The organism is Kitasatospora sp. NPDC127121 (assembly GCF_042677305.1).
GTDB lineage: Bacteria > Actinomycetota > Actinomycetes > Streptomycetales > Streptomycetaceae > Kitasatospora.
The window spans coordinates 1-16,415 of sequence record NZ_JBHXTQ010000096.1; the positions used below are offsets into that span (position 1 = coordinate 1).

Annotated in this window: 12 protein-coding genes; 8 read left to right on the plus strand and 4 right to left on the minus strand. The window is 75.4% G+C overall.

Annotation, left to right across the window (positions count from 1 at the left end):
• Positions 1 to 3,126: serine protease (locus tag ACFVHI_RS32600; protein ID WP_380345375.1), on the plus strand; the 3,126-nt coding region annotated here is incomplete at its 5' end.
• A 65-nt stretch (positions 3,127 to 3,191) separates the two neighbouring features.
• The gene (locus ACFVHI_RS32605; RefSeq protein ID WP_380345377.1) at positions 3,192 to 4,136 is read left to right on the plus strand and encodes a bifunctional riboflavin kinase/FAD synthetase; all 945 of its coding nucleotides are present in this window, start codon (positions 3,192 to 3,194) and stop codon (positions 4,134 to 4,136) included.
• A gap of 55 nt (positions 4,137 to 4,191) precedes the next feature.
• On the opposite strand, the gene ACFVHI_RS32610 is transcribed toward ACFVHI_RS32605, so the two are convergent.
• The 3 genes from ACFVHI_RS32610 to eccE form a co-directional block, all read right to left on the minus strand.
• A complete protein-coding gene (locus ACFVHI_RS32610) occupies positions 4,192 to 6,354 on the minus strand; it encodes a MinD/ParA family protein (RefSeq protein WP_380345379.1) in 2,163 nt (720 codons plus the stop codon).
• 129 nt (positions 6,355 to 6,483) lie between these two features.
• Positions 6,484 to 7,251: a hypothetical protein gene (locus tag ACFVHI_RS32615; RefSeq protein ID WP_063347616.1), complete on the minus strand. Its 768-nt coding sequence runs from the start codon at positions 7,249 to 7,251 to the stop codon at positions 6,484 to 6,486.
• On the minus strand, positions 7,251 to 8,681 hold the full coding sequence (eccE, locus tag ACFVHI_RS32620) for a type VII secretion protein EccE (RefSeq protein ID WP_380345381.1): 1,431 nt from the start codon (positions 8,679 to 8,681) through the stop codon (positions 7,251 to 7,253). Before eccE ends, ACFVHI_RS32615 begins: the two co-directional genes overlap by 1 nt.
• A gap of 179 nt (positions 8,682 to 8,860) precedes the next feature.
• Here eccE and ACFVHI_RS32625 point away from each other — a divergent pair, with 179 nt between their 5' ends.
• The 6 genes from ACFVHI_RS32625 to ACFVHI_RS32650 all read left to right on the plus strand — a co-directional run bounded on the left by ACFVHI_RS32625 (position 8,861) and on the right by ACFVHI_RS32650 (position 14,806).
• Positions 8,861 to 10,558 (plus strand): type VII secretion protein EccB, encoded by a 1,698-nt coding sequence (locus tag ACFVHI_RS32625; protein WP_380345383.1) that lies wholly within the window; start codon positions 8,861 to 8,863, stop codon positions 10,556 to 10,558.
• 181 nt (positions 10,559 to 10,739) lie between these two features.
• Entirely contained in the window at positions 10,740 to 11,045 is a 306-nt protein-coding gene (locus tag ACFVHI_RS32630) for a WXG100 family type VII secretion target (RefSeq protein WP_063347614.1), read from the plus strand.
• Between the two features lie 102 nt (positions 11,046 to 11,147).
• Positions 11,148 to 11,444 carry a WXG100 family type VII secretion target gene (locus ACFVHI_RS32635; protein ID WP_063351107.1) on the plus strand — a complete coding sequence of 99 codons (297 nt, stop codon included), beginning with the start codon at positions 11,148 to 11,150 and terminating at the stop codon, positions 11,442 to 11,444.
• Between the two features lie 100 nt (positions 11,445 to 11,544).
• Positions 11,545 to 12,777, plus strand: a complete 1,233-nt coding sequence (gene mycP, locus ACFVHI_RS32640) for a type VII secretion-associated serine protease mycosin (RefSeq protein ID WP_380345386.1) — start codon at positions 11,545 to 11,547, stop codon at positions 12,775 to 12,777.
• A 129-nt stretch (positions 12,778 to 12,906) separates the two neighbouring features.
• Positions 12,907 to 13,449, plus strand: coding sequence for a SigE family RNA polymerase sigma factor (locus ACFVHI_RS32645; protein ID WP_063347612.1), 543 nt, complete (start codon positions 12,907 to 12,909; stop codon positions 13,447 to 13,449).
• A gap of 79 nt (positions 13,450 to 13,528) precedes the next feature.
• Positions 13,529 to 14,806, plus strand: coding sequence for a hypothetical protein (locus tag ACFVHI_RS32650; RefSeq protein ID WP_063347611.1), 1,278 nt, complete (start codon positions 13,529 to 13,531; stop codon positions 14,804 to 14,806).
• Positions 14,807 to 14,876: 70 nt separating this feature from the next.
• Here ACFVHI_RS32650 and ACFVHI_RS32655 read toward each other — a convergent pair whose 3' ends face one another.
• Positions 14,877 to 16,283 carry an APC family permease gene (locus ACFVHI_RS32655; protein ID WP_063347610.1) on the minus strand — a complete coding sequence of 469 codons (1,407 nt, stop codon included), beginning with the start codon at positions 16,281 to 16,283 and terminating at the stop codon, positions 14,877 to 14,879.
• Positions 16,284 to 16,415: the final 132 nt, after the last annotated feature.

Below are 16,415 nucleotides of genomic sequence, written 5' to 3' on the forward strand. Positions count from 1 at the left end.
GTGGTGGCCCTGGCCGTGCCCGCGCTGCGCGGGCCGCAGCACGGCGGCGCGCTCCCGGCGGTGCCGGCCGGCGGCGGCGCGGTCGCGGTCGCCCCGGCGCTGGCCGAACTGCTGGCGCGCAACGGCGCGGCCGTGCCCGGCTACGGGCCCGCGCTCAACCTGGCCGGCGTGCTGCGGCTGACCGCCGCCCAGCTGGCCGCCGCAGGGGCCGGCCCGGACCGGGTCGCCGGGCTCGCCGCCGACCGGGTCGACCGGCCCGACGGACTGGCCGGGGACGAGCCGCAGGCCACCGTCACCGCGCTGGTCGGCGCCCCCGGCAGCGGGCGCTCCACCGAACTCGCCGCCCTCGCCGCCCGCCGCGCCGGCGGCGCCCGGCCGCTGCCCACCCTCTGGCTGCGCGGCGCCGACCTGCGCGCCGAGGACCGCTCGCTCGCGGCCCCGGTGGAACGGGCCCTGGCCGCCGTCGCGGCCGAGCTGGGCACCCCGGCGCCCGCGCCGGAACCGGTGGCGGCGCTGTGCGCGGCGGCCGGGCGGCCGCTGCTGGTGGTCCTGGACGGCCCCGAGGAGGCCCCGGCGCCGCTGGACCCGCGCTGGCTGCGCGGCGCGGGGGACTGGCTGACCGGCTGCGGGGCGCGGCTGCTGACCGCCTGCGGCGAGGAGGCCTGGGTGCGGCTGGCGGCCGAGAAGTGGGGCAGTGGCCCCGGCCCCGCCCGGTACCCGGACCCGCCGGAGCCGGACGGCGACCTGGCCAGCGCCCCCACCGTCCGGATGGACGGCGGCGGCCCGGGCGCACCCAGCCTCGCCGGGCACCGGCTCGGCCCGCTCCCCGCCGAGGCGGCCGAGCGGGTGCGCCGCCGCTACGGGCTGCCGCCGGGCTGGCCGGCCGACGCCGACGCGCGGCACCCGCTGGCCGTCCGGCTGGCCGGCGAGCTGTGGGCGGAGGGCCTGCGCGGGGAGCCGGGCCGCCGGGGCGAACTGTTCGCCGCCTACCTGGACCTGCGCTGCCTGCGGGTGGCCCGGCGGCTGGCCGAGGACGGCCGGCAGCGCCGCCCGGGCGCCCACCGCCGGAGTTCCGCCCGCCCGGCCGGGCCCTCCCACGGGCGGGTGCGGCGGCTGGCGGCCGCAGTGGCCGGACGGGTGCACGAGGCGGCCCGGCGGATGCTCGGCGCCGGGCCCGGCGGGCTGGGCCGGGCCGTCTTCGAGGAGCTGTTCCCGGCGGCCGGCGGCTGGGCCACGGCGGTCCTCGCCGAGGGCCTTTTCGTCCCGGCCGGGCCCGGATTCCGCTTCGCGCACGGGGAGTTCGCGGACTGGCTGCAGGGCCTGCACCTGGACCTGGACGCCGCGCTGCGGCTGCTGCTCGGCGAGGCTGCGGACACGCCGTCCTCGCCCGCGAACGGGCTGGCGGACGCGTCCGCGGCAGGCCCCCCGCGCGGCGTCCCCCGGCACCGGATCGGCCCGGTCGCCGCCGCGCTGCGCCGGCTGGCCGAGACCTGGGGCGCACCCGCCCTGGACCCGTGGCTGCACCGGCTCTGGCGCGCCCTGGACCTGCGCCCGCCCGGCAGCGAACCGGCCTGGTGGGCGGGCCGGCTGCTCACCGCCGGGCTGGCCGCCAGCCCCGATCCGGCCGAACACCGGGCGCTGCTCGACCAGTTGGCCGGGCGGATCGCCGAACGGGCGGTCGCCGAAGGCGGGTTGGACGCGCTCCCGGCGGACGGGCTCGGCGCGTTCGGCCCGGCGTTCTGGACCGGCCTCGGCCTGCCCGCCGAGGCCGAACTCGCCCTGCTGCGCCGCCTGGTGGCCGCCGACGGGCCAGGGCAGCCGTTCCTCGGCGCGGTGGCCGAGCGGCTGCGCGCCGACCCCGTCGCGGTGTTCCCGCTGCTCTGCGCCTGGTTCGACGATCCGCGCGGCCTGCCCGGCCGCCCCGGGCACACCGTCGCCGACCTCGCCCACGACCTGCTGCACGCCCACCGCCGGCTCGCCCTGGACGAGTTGGCCGACGCCCTGGCCGACGCCGCGCACCCGAGGGCGGACGCGCTGCTCACCGTGCTCGCCACCGAGGAACCCTCCGCGCTCTGCCGGGCGGTGGACCGCTGGAGCCACGACGGGCGGCCCGAGCGGCACGTCGCCGCCGCCGTGCACGCCCTGCACGCCGCCCCGCACGCCGTCGGCGCCGCCGCCGGACTGCTGCGGTTCACCGCGCTGACCCTGCTCGCCCGCGAGGACGAACCGGGCCTGCACGGCGCCGCCCTCGCCCTGCTGGTCGGCGACCCGGCGACCAGGGCCGAGCACCTCCCCGCCGCGCTGGCCCTGCACCGGGCGGGCGGCGACGCCTTCCTCACCCCCAGGGCGCTGGCCCCCGCCCTGGAGAGCGACCCGGAACCCGTCCTGGCCGCGCTCGCCGACCGGCTGGCGGCCCCCGGCGCGGCCGCCGCCGAGACCCTGCGGATGCTCGCCGACGCCCGCACCCCGGTGGCCACCCGGCGGGGCGCCGAACTCGCCGCCCGGCTGCTGCGCGAGCACCCGGCGCTGGCCGGCCCGGTCGCCGTCGACTACCTGGGCCGCCGCCTGGAGCGCGCCGCAACCGGCGGCCCGGCCGCCCGGCTGGAGCTGCGGGTGCTGCTCGGCGGCGCGCTGGCCGCCCGGGCGGCGGGCGTGCGGCGGCCGTTCGCCCAGGTGCTGTCCGTCCCGGTGGCCGACCCGGCGGCGGACGCGCTGCGCTGTGAACTGCTGGACACCCTGCTCGCCATCGAGACCGACCCGGCGGTGCTGATCGCGGCCGTGGAGCGGCTGGCCGAGCACTGCGCGGCCGAGAATCCGGCCCGGGCCCGCGCGGTGCTGGCCCGGGCGACGCCCGGCCTGCCGGCCGCGGACGAACTGCTGGTGCGCTGCGCCGGCCGCTCGGCGGCGTTCGCGCAGCTGCTCGCCCAGTGGCCGCGGGACGCCGCCCCGACCGCGCCGGACGGGCCCCGGCTGGCCCGGATGCGGGCCCTGGCGGCGGCCGGCCGCGACCCGCAGTACGCGGCCGCCGAGGCGGAGCGGACCGTGCCCGGGCGGGCCGCGCACCCGCCGGTGCGCCCAACCCGCATTCCGGTGCCGGAGCAGGAGCAGGCGCATGGCACGCTATAGGGGTTCGGGTTTGAGCGTTTGAGCGTACAGAGGGTACGCGCCGTACGGAACAAGGAGCGGTCAGGGTGCAGCGCTGGCGTGGCCTGGAGGAGATCCCCGCTGACTGGGGACGCAGCGTCGTCACCATCGGCTCGTTCGACGGGGTGCACCGCGGGCATCAGCTGATCATCGGTCGGGCGGTCGAGCGGGCCCGCGAACTCGGCCTCCCCGCGGTGGTGGTGACCTTCGACCCGCACCCGCGCGAGGTCATCCGCCCGGGCAGCCACCCGCCGCTGCTCGCCCCGCAGGCGCGCCGCGCCGAGCTGATCGCGGGCCTCGGCGTGGACGCGGTGCTGGTGCTGCCGTTCACCCCGGAGCTGTCCCAGGAGTCGCCGGAGACCTTCGTCCAGCAGGTCCTGGTCGACGCCCTGCACGCCCGGGCCGTCATCGAGGGCCCCAACTTCCGCTTCGGGCACCGGGCCGCCGGGGACGTCGCGCTGCTCACCGAGCTGGGCCGCTCGGCCGGCTTCGACGTCGAGGTGGTCGACCTCCAGGTGAGCGGCGCGGCCGGGTCCGGCGAGCCGTTCTCCTCCACCCTGACCCGGCGGCTGGTCGCGACCGGGGACATGGCCGGCGCCGGCGAGGTGCTGGGCCGCCCGCACCGGGTCGAGGGCGTGGTGGTGCGCGGCGCGCAGCGCGGCCGTGAGCTCGGCTACCCGACCGCCAACGTCGAGACCGTGCCGCACAGCGCGATCCCGGCCGACGGCGTGTACGCGGGCTGGCTGACCGCCGACGGCGAGCGCATGCCCGCCGCCATCTCGGTCGGCACCAACCCGACCTTCGACGGCACCGCCCGCACCGTCGAGGCGTACGCCATCGACCGGGTCGGCCTGGACCTGTACGGGCTGCACGTGGCCGTGGACTTCCTGGCCTACCTGCGCGGGATGGAGAAGTTCGACTCCATCGACGCGCTGCTCGACCGGATGGCCGGCGACGTCAAGCAGGCCCGCGAGCTGACCGACGGCGTCTGAGCACTGCCGCAGCACGGGGAAGGGCCCGCCGACCTGGTCGGCGGGCCCTTCGGCGTCACTGCGGGGGCTGCGGCGGGTGGCCGTAGCCGGGCGGCGGCTGGTAGCCGTCCGGCGGGGATGGCGGGGACGGCTGGGATGGCGGGGCGGGCTGCGGCGGCTGGCCCTGGGCGGGCGGGTAGCCGTAACCCGGGCCCGGCTGCGGGGCCGGCTGCTGCTGCGGGTAGCCGTAGCCGGGTGGCGGCGGCGGGGCCTGGCCGGGCTGCGGCGCCCACGGCGCCCCGGGGGCGGGCTGAGCGGCCTGGCCGGCCTGACCCGCCTGACCCGCCTGACCCGGATACGGCTGTGGCTGTGGCTGTGGCTGCGGCGGGTACGGCGTGGCCTGCACCTGCTGCTGCCACCCGGACTGCTGGGCGGCGGCCTGCTGGGCCCGGACGATGTCCTCGCCGACCAGGGTGGCCAGCTCGAAGTAGGCTTCGCGGACCTTGGGCCGCATCATGTCGAGGTTGACCTCGGCGCCGGCCGCCAGGCTCTCGTCGAACGGCACCACGATCACCCCGCGGCAGCGGGTCTGGAAGTGCGCGACGATGTCCTCGACCTTGATCAGCTTGCTGGTCTCGCGCACCCCGGAGACCACCGTGATGCTGCGCTGCACCAGGTCCGCGTAGCCGTGCGCGGAGAGCCAGTCCAGGGTGGTCGAGGCGCTGGAGGCGCCGTCCACGCTGGGGGTGGAGACGATGATCAGCTGGTCGGCGAGGTCCAGCACCCCGCGCATCGCGCTGTACAGCAGGCCGGTGCCGGAGTCGGTCAGGATGATCGGGTACTGGCGGCCCAGCACGTCGATGACCTGGCGGTAGTCCGAGTCGTTGAACGTGGTCGAGACCGCCGGGTCGACGTCGTTCGCCAGGATCTCCAGGCCCGAGTTGAGGTCCTGCGAGGTGAACTGACGGATGTCCATGTAGCTGCGCAGGTGCGGGATGGCCGTCACCAGGTCGCGGATGGTCGCGCCGGTCTGGCGCTTGACCCGGCGGCCCAGGGTGCCGGCGTCCGGGTTGGCGTCGATCGCGATCACCTTGTCCTGGCGCTCGCTGGCCAGGGTCGCGCCGAGCGCGGTGGTGGTCGTGGTCTTGCCGACCCCGCCCTTGAGGCTGATCACGGCGATCCGGTAGCAGCTCAGCACCGGGGTGCGGATGATCTCCAGCTTGCGCGACTTCTCGGCGGCCGCCGCCTTGCCGCCGAACTGGAACCGCGGCTGCTGGCGCTGCTGCTTGGGCTGGCTGCGCAGCAGCCGGTCCGAGGACAGCTCGACCGCGGCGGTGTAGCCGAGTGGCGCGCCGTGCGCCACGGGCGGCTGCGGGGCGGCGGAGTGCGGGAACGCGACCGGCGGCGGCGCGACGGCGCCCTGCGGCGGCCACGGCTGCACCCCGCCGGACTGCTCGTGCGGCGCGCCCGGCAGCAACGGCTGGTAGTCGTGCGGCTGGGGCTGGGCCGACTGCGGGTAGGCGGGGGGCTGCGGCCAGCCGCCCTGACGCGGATCCACCGGCGCGGGCTGCGGGGTCGGCTGCTGCGGCTGTGCGGGCTGCGGTTGGGCGGCGCCCTGCTGGGCGGCCCACGCGGCGGCGGCCTGCGGGTCGTGCGCTGGCAGTGGCTGCTGCGGGGGCAGGTGCTGCGCGGGCGGCTGCGGGTACGGCTGCGGGTACGTCTGCGGCGGGACCGGCTGGGCGGGCTGCGTCGGCGGCGGGGCCGGGACCGGGGCCGGGTACGGCGGTTGCGGGGCGGGCTGCGGCTGCGCCGGCCAGCCCGGGGCGACGGCCTGTGGCTGCTCGAACGCAGGGGCAGGGGCAGGAGCGGGGACGGGGGCCTGGGCAGGGGCGGACGCCGGGAACGGGACGTGCTGCGCCTCGGCCTGGACGGGCTGTGCGGGCGGCACGGGCTGGGCGGGTACGGGCGCCTGAGCCGGCGTCGGGGCCGGAGCCTGGGCGGGCACCGGCGCCGGAGCGGTGGCCTGCGGAGCCTGCACCGCCGGGGCCGGAGCCTGAACTGCCGGAGCCTGCACCGCCGTCGGAGCCTGAACTGCCGGGGCCGGGGCCGGGGCTGGGGCCGCCGAGGCGTCCGTCTGCACGTACCAGGACGGGGGAGTGTAGTCGGGCGCGTCGGACCAGTCGTCGTCGTCCTCTGCCGCGTTGTCGCCGACGTAGACGCCGTCCCGATCGCTGCTCACTAGGGCTCCCTCGTGTTCGCCGCCGCTTGTTCAGCGGTGCCGTTGCCGCATCAAAGACTAGGCCGTGCGGCAACCCCCGTTGAAGGCGGCGTCGGATCCGGAGCGGCCTCCCGGGCCCGGCGCCGCCGCTCAGTCCATCCGGCGCGGACCGCCGAGAACCTGCTGCTCGGCCTGCCCGGCCACGGCCCGCACGTACTGGCGCCGCATCCGGGTGGCCCACAGCGTGAGGTCGTCGCCGAGGGTGGGCAGCGCGGCGACGTCCTCCGGCGGGAGCGACAGCACCCGGCCGGTCAGCTCCGCCTCCTGCGGGGAGACCCGCTGCACACCCACCAGGTCGGCCGCGTTGAGCACCCGGGCCGCGTGCGGGCCCAGGTACGGCAGCAGGGTCAGGGTGGTCTGCCAGGGCGCGGCGGAGAGCCGGCTGCGCGGCGGGCGGGCGCCGAGGTCGCGCACCACCAGGACCGGCGAGGCCACCGAGGCGCCCTGCGGGCCGAGTCGGCCGACCTGGTGGACCGTCACGCACGGCTGCCCGCCGCCCGCGGCCTGCGCCAGCGGGCCCCACAGCTGCCCGCGCGCGGTCTCCACCGCGACCCGGGCGCCGATCGCGGCCGCCCGCAGCGCGATGACCTGCGCCGTCCACACGCCGCCGACCAGCACCAGGTCGTACGCGCTGGGCCGGAACAGGCCGAGCACCGCGGGCAGCCCCTGCGGGTCGGCGCCGATCACCACGCCGTCGTCGCCGACCGGGAAGGCCAGCGCCCCGAGGTCCGCGGCGTCCAGCACGTGCTTCTCCCGGCGCGGGCCGCGCAGCCCGAAGCCGGGCAGGATCCGGGACCGTGCCCGGGGCTGTTCGGCGCCGTGCTGCGGGCCGGGGGCCGGATAGGTCTGGTACGCCATCAGGACGCTCCTCCCAGCGGCAGGGTGGCGAGCGCCCCGGGGGCCTGCTCCAGGTCGAGCCGGACCAGGCCGAGTCCGGCGCCCTGCGCCCGCGCCTCCACCTGGCGGCCGACCTGCGTCACCTCGCTCTCGCTGCGCCCGGTCACCCGCAGGTGCCCGCTGACGGTCACCGAGCCGCCGGTGCCGCGCCCGGCGGTCAGGCTGAAGGTGCTGGCCAGCGCGGGGGAGCCGGTGACCAGGTTGACCAGGTCGGGCGCGGCGATCCGGCCGGGCGAGCCGCCGGGGCGGCTGAGCTGCGGCCAGCGGGAGATCCAGTAGGTGCTGTGCCAGCGGTCGTCGATCCGCCAGAACCGGCTGCCCTCCTGGGTGCGGCGGGTGGTGCCGCCGCCGCTGCCGGTGCCTTGGCGCCCGGCCACCGCGAGCGGGTTGGCGCAGGTGGAGATGGCCAGCGCGGCGATCAGCTCGCGCTCGTCCAGCACGGTCGCGTTGAACCCGGCGCTGTTGAGCCGCCCGGCCAGCTGGTCGGTCACCCGTTGCAGTGCCTTGCGGGCGCCCTCCTCGCCGCCGCCGCGGGCCCGGACGGCGGCCGCGGCGCGCTCCGGGTCGAGCTTGAGCGCCACCCAGGTCAGCCGCAGCCCGGGGGTGGCGGTGCCGTCCGGCAGTTCCCGGTAGGCGCGGGCGGCCAGCGACTGCTCGGGCAGGTGCGGGGCCGGGGCCGGCTGGGTGTGCTGGACGAGCTGCACCGACTCCAGGGTGATGTCGTCGACCTGGAGCGCCGAGCAGATCACGTCCAGGGGCAGCGGCAGCGCGGTGCGCACCGGGCGCAGCGGCTGGTCCTTGGCCTGGACGAGCAGCACCGAGCTGAGGAAGGTGCCGTCGCCGACCATGCCGGTCTCCCGGCGGACGGGGCGGCCGCCCAGGTCGGCCTCGGTGGCGTGGGTGCAGGTGCGCAGTGCCGGTTCGAGTTCCAGGGCGGGGGCCAGCGCCGGGTCGGTGCCGGCCGGCGGCAGCGTGCTGCGGGCCTGCCGGCGGCGGGACTTGAGGGCGGCGCGCACCCGTAGCAGTTCGGGGATGGTCCGGCCGCGCAGCGGGATCACGGCGAGCACCACCAGGACCAGCGCGACCGCGCCGAAGCCGGCGGCGACCGGTCGGCTGATCGTCCAGCCCACCGCGACCAGCGCGGCCGCGACCTCGACCAGGACGAGCTGTTGGAGCCTCAGCCGGCCGCCGAGCAGCCCGGGCCGGGGGTTGATCCGGAGCAGGACGGGCCCGCGACCGCCTTCGTCACGGCCGCTGCTCTCGCCGGCGGGCGGCAGCGGCTGCCCGGGCGCGGTCTCGGGGGCGGGGCCGCCGCGCTGCGCCCGGCCGGAGCGGCGCGACCTCCCGCCCGTTGCCGGTCCGCGGCGTCCTGGAGCGGTCTGGCTTGGCATCCCCCGGGTGACCCTCTCTGATCAGTTGCCGCGGCCCGGCTGGCCGGTGCGCGGACCGTACCCGTACCGTACTCACCGTCTGCTGCCGCATCGTAGAGGGTTCGTGCGGGTTCCCGCCCGGCGGGTGCGGGGGGCGGTGCAGGGCGGTCCGACAATGTCTGACGAGGGGGACGACGAGGATGGCATCGCGCCGGGACGAGCTGAACGCGTACACCTTCGCCCGCAAGCGCACGGTGGGGGCGTTCCTGCTGCCCGGTGGCGGCGGCAGCGACGAGGACGCGCCGCGCCCGGTGAAGGCGGTGCTGCCGAGCGTGCTGGCCGGGGCGGTGATCGTCGCCGGGTTCGGGTTGTGGGGGGTGTTCAAGCCGAGCGCGCCGCTGCACTGGGACGACGGCAAGAACGTCGTCCAGGGCAAGAAGTCGACCACCCGGTACGTGGTGCTGACCGACCCGGACGGCCGGACCAAGCGGCTGCACCAGGTGCTCAACATGTCCTCGGCGCGGCTGGTGCTGCCGGCCGAGGCCAAGGTGGTGGTGGTCGACGACGGGGTGCTCGACAGCTACCCCAACCACGGCCCGACGATCGGCATCCCGTACGCGCCGGACAAGCTGCCGACGAGGGACAACGCGGACAAGCCGATGAAGTGGTCGGTCTGCGACCGCCCGGGCTCGGACGACAAGCAGGAGACCGTCAACCAGGCGGTGTTCGTGGCGGCCGGCCCGGACGCGGCGGCGCTGGCGGCCAAGGACCGGATGCTCGGCCAGGACCAGCTGCTGCTGGTGCAGCAGGCGGACGAGCAGCAGGTCTCCGCGCAGCCGGCGCCGGGCCAGCCCGCGGCCAGGCCGGGTGACGCGAAGGTGTTCCTGGTCGACGCGCAGGGCCGCAAGCACGGCATCGGCTCGCCGCAGGCGGACGACAAGGAGCGCAAGTCGCTGATCACCGCGGTCTTCGGGCCCAACGCGGTGCCGCAGCGCGTCAAGCGCGAGTGGCTGGACACCCTGGTGACCGGCAGCCCGATCACCTTCCCGAAGGTCGACGGGGTGGCGGACAGCCCGAGCCCCAACTCCTCGGTGGAGCTGGGCAACCAGGCCGACCGCCGGATCGGCCGGCTGGTGCACTACCAGGACCGCCACTACGTGGTCGGCAAGGACCGGCTCTACCTGGTGACGCCGTTCCAGGCGGAGCTGATCCGGCAGAACCCGGACTACCAGGACCTCTACAAGTACGACGGCGACAAGCGGCCGCGCAGCGACGAGATGACCCCGGCCGACCACGCCAAGCTGGGCAACGACGCCCGGCTGCCGAGCACCGGGGACGACTGGCCGCTGAAGTCCGGTGCGCCGGCCAACAACTGGCAGGACCGGCAGGACGCGCGCCTGGTCGTGTGCAGCACCTTCGACGGCGTCGCCGAGGACGGCCGCACGCCCCGGCGCAGCGTCTGGGCCGGGACGTCCTACCCGGCGCCGTACAACAACGGCGCGGGTGCCGCGTACGTGACGCCCGGGCACGGCCTCTTCTACCGCGCGCTGGACAACGCGGCGGGCGGCTCCGGCACCGACTTCCTGATCACCGAGACCGGTCTGCGCTACTCGGTGCCGGCCAACGGCGACGGCGGCCGCGGCGCCACCACGCCGCCCGGCGCGCAGCCGGGCCAGGGCGGGCAGCCCGGCCAGGGCGGCGCCCCGAAGACGCCCACCCCGCAGCCGGGCGCCACCGCGCCGGACCAGCAGCCGCCGCAGGACGAATCGGGCGCCAACCAGGCCCGGTTGGGCTACAAGGAGCTCCAGCCGCTCCCGGTGCCGCACGAGTGGTCGGACCTCGTCCCGGCCGGCCCGCCGCTGACGGCGAAGAGCGCCGCCCAGCCGCAGAACGCCTGATCGGCCAAGCCAGGCAACGGACTTGGCCTCCGTGTCATGGTCTGGTAACTGCGCCGAGTTCGGTGTTGGGCGAGCTGCGTGTGCCGACTACAGTGCTCCTGGACATCACTAGGGTGATGGGACGGTCGGGCCGCGCTGCCCTCCGTACACGCAATGTCTGTCTCATGGGGGATGGTGGAGCATGGCTCAGGGTCAGTTCACGATGACCGCTCAGGAGATGCTGGCTTTCGCCAAGCGGATCGAGGACGCGATCGGGAAGATCGAGGCTGAGCGGCAGAAGCTCATCAGCACGGTCGATGGCATCACCGGCGGCTGGCAGGGCCAGGCGGCGAGCGCCTACAAGGCCTTGCAGGACCAGGTCAACACCGACATCGCGAAGCTGAAGGAGTCGCTGACCGCGATCCAGCACGCGATCGAGCTGACCACCAAGCACTACGCGAGCACCGAAGAAGAGCAGAAGGCGCTGTTCTCCAACGCCCAGGGCTGATCAGCCGCACCGCGCTGATCACCGTTCTGTTCCGACCTTCCGCTCGGTGGGGCGCCCGCGGCTGAGCGCGGGGTGCTCCGCATCCTCGTCAAGGGAGACATCGTGTCCGACCACATCCTCGTCAACTTCGAGACCGTCCACCACGCGGCCGAGGAAGTGCGCGCCTCGGCCGGTCGCATCGACCACCTGCTGAACGACCTCAAGGGCGACGTCAACCGCATCGCGTCCAGCTGGCAGGGCGCGGCCCAGCAGGGCTACCAGGCCCACCAGACCCAGTGGGACGCGCGCGCCGCCGACCTGCAGAAGGTCTGCACGCAGATCGCCTCCTCGCTGGACAGCGCCGCGCAGAGCTACAAGACGACCGAGAACAACAACGCCAAGCTGTGGGGGAACAACTGACCACGCGTTCCCCAGCGGGAACGTGAGGGGGCGGGTGCTCGGACTCCGGGCACCCGCCCTTCGGCGCGCGGCACGGGTGGACGACATGAGGGGTGGCAGGGTGTCCGGACGCGGGTACCGGAAGGCGGCCGCGGCACTGGCCGCGCTCGCCGTGCTGGGTGGCCCGCTCGCCGCCCAGGCGCGCGCGGACAGCGGACCCGGGCTGGCCGCCGCGGGCGACTGCCCGAAGAACGCGCCCGACGTGCCGACCGTGCCGTGGTCGCTGCAGCGCCTGCTGCTGGACGAGCTGTGGCAGGGCGGTCGGACCACCGGCGCGGGGGTGACCGTCGCGGTCATCGACACCGGCGTGGACGACCAGAACCCGCAGCTGGCCGGAAAGGTCCTGGAGGGCTCCAACCTGGTGGTCAACCGGGAGACTAAGGAGAAGGTCCCGGGCAGCTCCAAGGAGGACCCGGTCGGCCACGGCACCAAGGTGGCCGGCATCATCGCCGCCCGCCGCTACGACCGGACGGGCTTCGTCGGGCTCGCCCCCGACGCCGCCATCCTGTCGATCCGCCAGAACGACAGCGACGGCAACGGCGACGTCTCCACCCTGGTCCAGGCCGTCAACGAGGCGGTCAGGGCCAAGGCCAAGGTCATCAACATCTCCCAGGACGTCCGCGGCGCCGGCGCCGCCGGCTTCGGCGGGTACCAGGAGCTGAAGGCCGCCGTCCAGGCCGCCGAGGACAGCGGCGTCGTGGTGGTCGCCTCCACCGGCAACGACGGCAAGGAGGGCGACACCTACCCCGGCGCGTTCCCGACCGTGCTCGCCGTCGGCGCCTCCGACCGCAACAACGAGCGCGCCCCGTTCTCCCAGTACGGCTCCTTCGTGAAGGTCGCCGCACCCGGCGTCGACATGCTCTCCACCGTCCCCAGGGGCGGCCAGTGCGTCGACAACGGCACCAGCTTCTCCGCCCCGTACGTGTCCGGGCTCGTCGCGCTGCTGGTCGGCGCCCACCCGAACTGGAAGCCGGCCCAGGTGCGGGCCTGGATCGAGCAGACCGCCCAGCGCACCCAGCGCGATCCGAACCAGTTCATCGGCTGGGGCGTGGTCGACCCGGTCAGGGCCGTCACCAAGGCCCCCGAGAGCGCGCCGTTCACCGCCACCCCGGACGCCCCCGTCCAACTGGCCGCCGCCCCGATCGTGCCCCGGCCGGTCGGCCTCGGCGAGACCCAGGCCGACCGCGACGGCCGCACCGCGACGTACGTCCTCGGCATCGGGGCGCTGCTGGTCGCGCTGCTCATCGGCGGCGGCGTCGTCCTGCGCGACCTGCGCCGCAGGTCCGCGGACTGATCCGGGTACGCAGCACCTGCCCGGTGCCCGGGGAGTGCGTAGGAGAATCCTCCGCAACGGCTGTAACGTCGTGGGTCGCTCGCCGCATCCAAGAAGTGTCAGGGAGCGCGGACACGGGGGGCGGCAGGCATGGGGTGGATCGGGGCGGGCCGGGAGGCCGAGGACGCCGAGTTCCTGGAACTGGTGTCCGGCCGCACCGGCCACCTGTACCGCTCGGCCTGCCTGCTGACCAGCGGCGACACCCACTACGCCGAGGACCTCGTCCAGGAGGCCCTCAGCCGGATGTACGTGCTCTGGCGGCGCAGCGCCTGGACCGGCGGCCGGGACCGGATCGACAACCCGGCCGCCTACACCCACACGGTGATGGTGCGCACCTTCCTCGCCCAGCAGCGCCGCCGCTCCAGCACCGAGCGCCCCATCGCGGCCGTGCCCGAGTCGGAGGCGCGGGAGGCGGACGGCGCGCTGCGGATGACCCTGCTCGACGCCCTCGGCCGGATGCCGCCCAAGGACCGCGCCGTCCTGGTGCTGCGCTACTGGGAGGACCACAGCGTCGCGGAGACCGCCGAGATGCTGCGCTCCTCCCCGGGGGCGGTCCGCACCCGTACCACCCGGGCGCTGGCCCGGCTGCGCACCCTGCTCGGCGACTCGCTGGCCGAGCTCGCCGCCCGCTGACCACTGCTCGTAGTCCGTGACGCACCCCGTGACGCTCCCCGTGACGCAATTTCGTGATGCAAGGAGACGGTGACCACCCATGTCCGAACCGGACAAGTTCGAGGACGATCTTCTCTACGCCCTCACCCGTACGGGCGAGGGCTTCCGCGCCGAGCCGACCGACCTGCTCGCGGGCGGGTACCGGCGCGGCCGCCGCCGCTGGCGCCGCCGCTCGACCGCCGCGGTGGTGGGCGGCGCGGCCGCGCTGGCCCTGGTGGGCACAGGTGCGGTGTACCTCACCGGCTCCTCGCCGCGCCCGAGTACGGTGCCCGCGGCCGCCCCGAGCACCGCCGGCGGCAGCGGCTCGGCGGCCCCGGCCTCCTCGGCGTCCGCCTCCGCCTCGGCGCCGCCGGCGGTCTCCGGCGACGAGGTGCTGGCGATGTTCCAGGCCCTGCTCCCCAAGGGCGAGACCACCGGCGGCACCGGCACCGGCACGGGGGTCGATCCGGGCCGGCCGTACGGCGGCGGCATCGCCGCGACCGCCTCGCTGGTCTTCGACGACGGCAAGGGCAAGTCCGCGATGGGCATCTCGCTCGGCCGCCTGGCGGACGGCGACCCGAACCGGGTGGAGAACGACTGCCCGGACAAGAAGCTCGTCCAGTACGACGCCTGCAGTGCCACCACCCTGCCGGACGGCGGCACGCTGACCGTCCTCCAGGGCTACGAGTACCCGGACAAGCGGGCCACCACCAAGTGGTGGAACGCGAAGCTGATCGGCAAGGACGGCCGCCAGGTCGAGCTGTCCGAGTGGAACTCCCCGGCGGAGAAGGGCTCGCCGGACAGCCGCCCGAAGCCCCCGCTGACCCCCGAGCAGCTCAAGGCGATCGTCACGGACAAGTCCTGGGACCGGGTCATCGCCTCGATCCCGGACCCGGTGCCGGTCAAGCCGCGGGACAGCGGCAAGGAGTACGACAAGGACGAGATCCTGGCGATCGTCGCCAAGCTGCTGCCGGCAGGGCTGACCGAGACGGAGACCGGGGGCCAGCCGGGCTACGCGAACTTCGTGGTCAACGACGGCAAGGGCAAGTCCCTGGTGGAGATCAACGTGCAGGACTGGTCCCGTGACGACAAGACCAAGGAGGAGTTGTTCGGCAGTGCCCAGGCGCAGCCGGACGGCACCAGGGTGGTGGTCGGCAAGCGGGGTTCCAACCCGGGCATGTGGACCGTCGACACCCTGCACGCGGACGGCCTGCGGGTGGTGATCAGTGCGTTCAACAGCGGCACCCAGCAGACCCCGGCGACCCGCAGCACCCCGGCGCTGAGCACCGACCAGCTGAAGGCGATCGCCACCGCGTCGGTGTGGAAGCTGAGGAAGTAGCGGTCCGGACGTGGCAGTGCCCCGGGCGAGGGGGAGCCCGGGGCACTGCCGTGTGGGGGAGGGGTGGGGGTCAGGGCTGCTGGTCCTCGGGGAGGCTGATCACCCAGCGGGTGTCCTGGCGGGGGCGCAGGTAGAACAGCCAGTAGAGGGTGGCGGCGGCGGTGATGCCGCCGGTCCACAGCAGGGGTTCGGTGTCCAGCTGGGTCATCACGTAGACGAGGACGGCGATCAGCACCACCGGGACGGCCGGCCACAGCGGCATCCGCCAGGCGGCGGCGTGCTTGTGGTGGGCGCGGCGGGAGAGCAGCGCGGCGATCGCGACCAGCAGGTACATCCCGGTGACGGCGACGCCGGTGATGTTGCTGAGCAGCGCGCCCTTGACGAAGCAGAGCGCGGCGCCGGGCAGGCCGACGGCCAGGGTGGCGACCCACGGGGAGCCGAACCGGCCGAGGGTGCCGAAGGCCTTGTTGACCGGCTCGGGCCAGGCCTTGTCGCGGGCGGAGGCGAACAGGACTCGGGAGTTCTGGATGACCATGACGATGCCGGCGTTGATGATCGCCAGCGCGACGCAGAGGCTGATGAAGGTGCCGACCGCGGAGTTGCTCCAGGCGGTGACCATGCCGGAGATGTCGCCGGAGCTCAGGGTCTGCAGGTCGGGGGCGCCCATGGTGATGGCGACGACCGGGACCAGGATGACGGCGGAGGAGATGCCGAGCGTCCACAGCACGGTGCGCGAGACGTTGCGGCGGGGGTTCTCCAGCTCCTCGGAGAGGTAGACGGCGGTGGAGAAGCCCTGGGTGATGAACAGGGCGATGCCGAGCGCGCCGACGATGGCGCCGATGCTCACCGTGGTGGTGGCGCCGCCGTCCCCGGTGACCACGCCGTGCAGCAGGCTGGGGGCGTCGGCGTTGGCGTGGGAGAACCCGAGGACCGAGACGACGCCGGCCGCGATGACCTCCAGGACCAGGAAGACGCCGGTGATCCAGGCGTTGGCGCGCAGGTCGAGCAGGCCGGCCAGGGTGGCGGCGAGCATCACGGCGGCGCCGGTCATGGCCTTGTCGAGGTGCAGCACGGGGGCGAGGTAGTCGGCGGTGCCGAGGGCGATGACCGAGGGGACGATCATCACCACGATCAGCGAGAGCACGAAGACCAGCCAGCCGGCCAGCCGCCCGGCGAGGGTGCCGACCATCGCGTACTCGCCGCCGGCGCTGGGGATCAGGGTGCCGAGCTCGGAGTAACAGAACGCGACGGCGACGCACAGCACGGTGCCGATGGCGATGGCCAGGGCGGTGGCGCTGCCGATGCTGGAGAACAGCTCCGGGACGATCACGAAGAGCGTGGAGGCCGGGGTGACGCAGGACAGTGTGAGCAGGGTGCCGCCCACCACGCCGATCGAGCGCTTGAGTTGCTGGGGCGCGGCGGCGGTGTCGGCCGTCGCGGGGGTCGCGGCGCGTGGCGGGCGAAGCGTGTCGGTCATGTGGCTTCCGATCGGCTCTGTTCGGTCCTGTGGGTGGGAGCGGTATCGCCTCCGCTGGCTGTCTGCTCGGGTTCTGGTGGGGTCGCTCCTGGGTCGCAATGGAACCTGGGCGTATTGATTGCGTCAATGGCC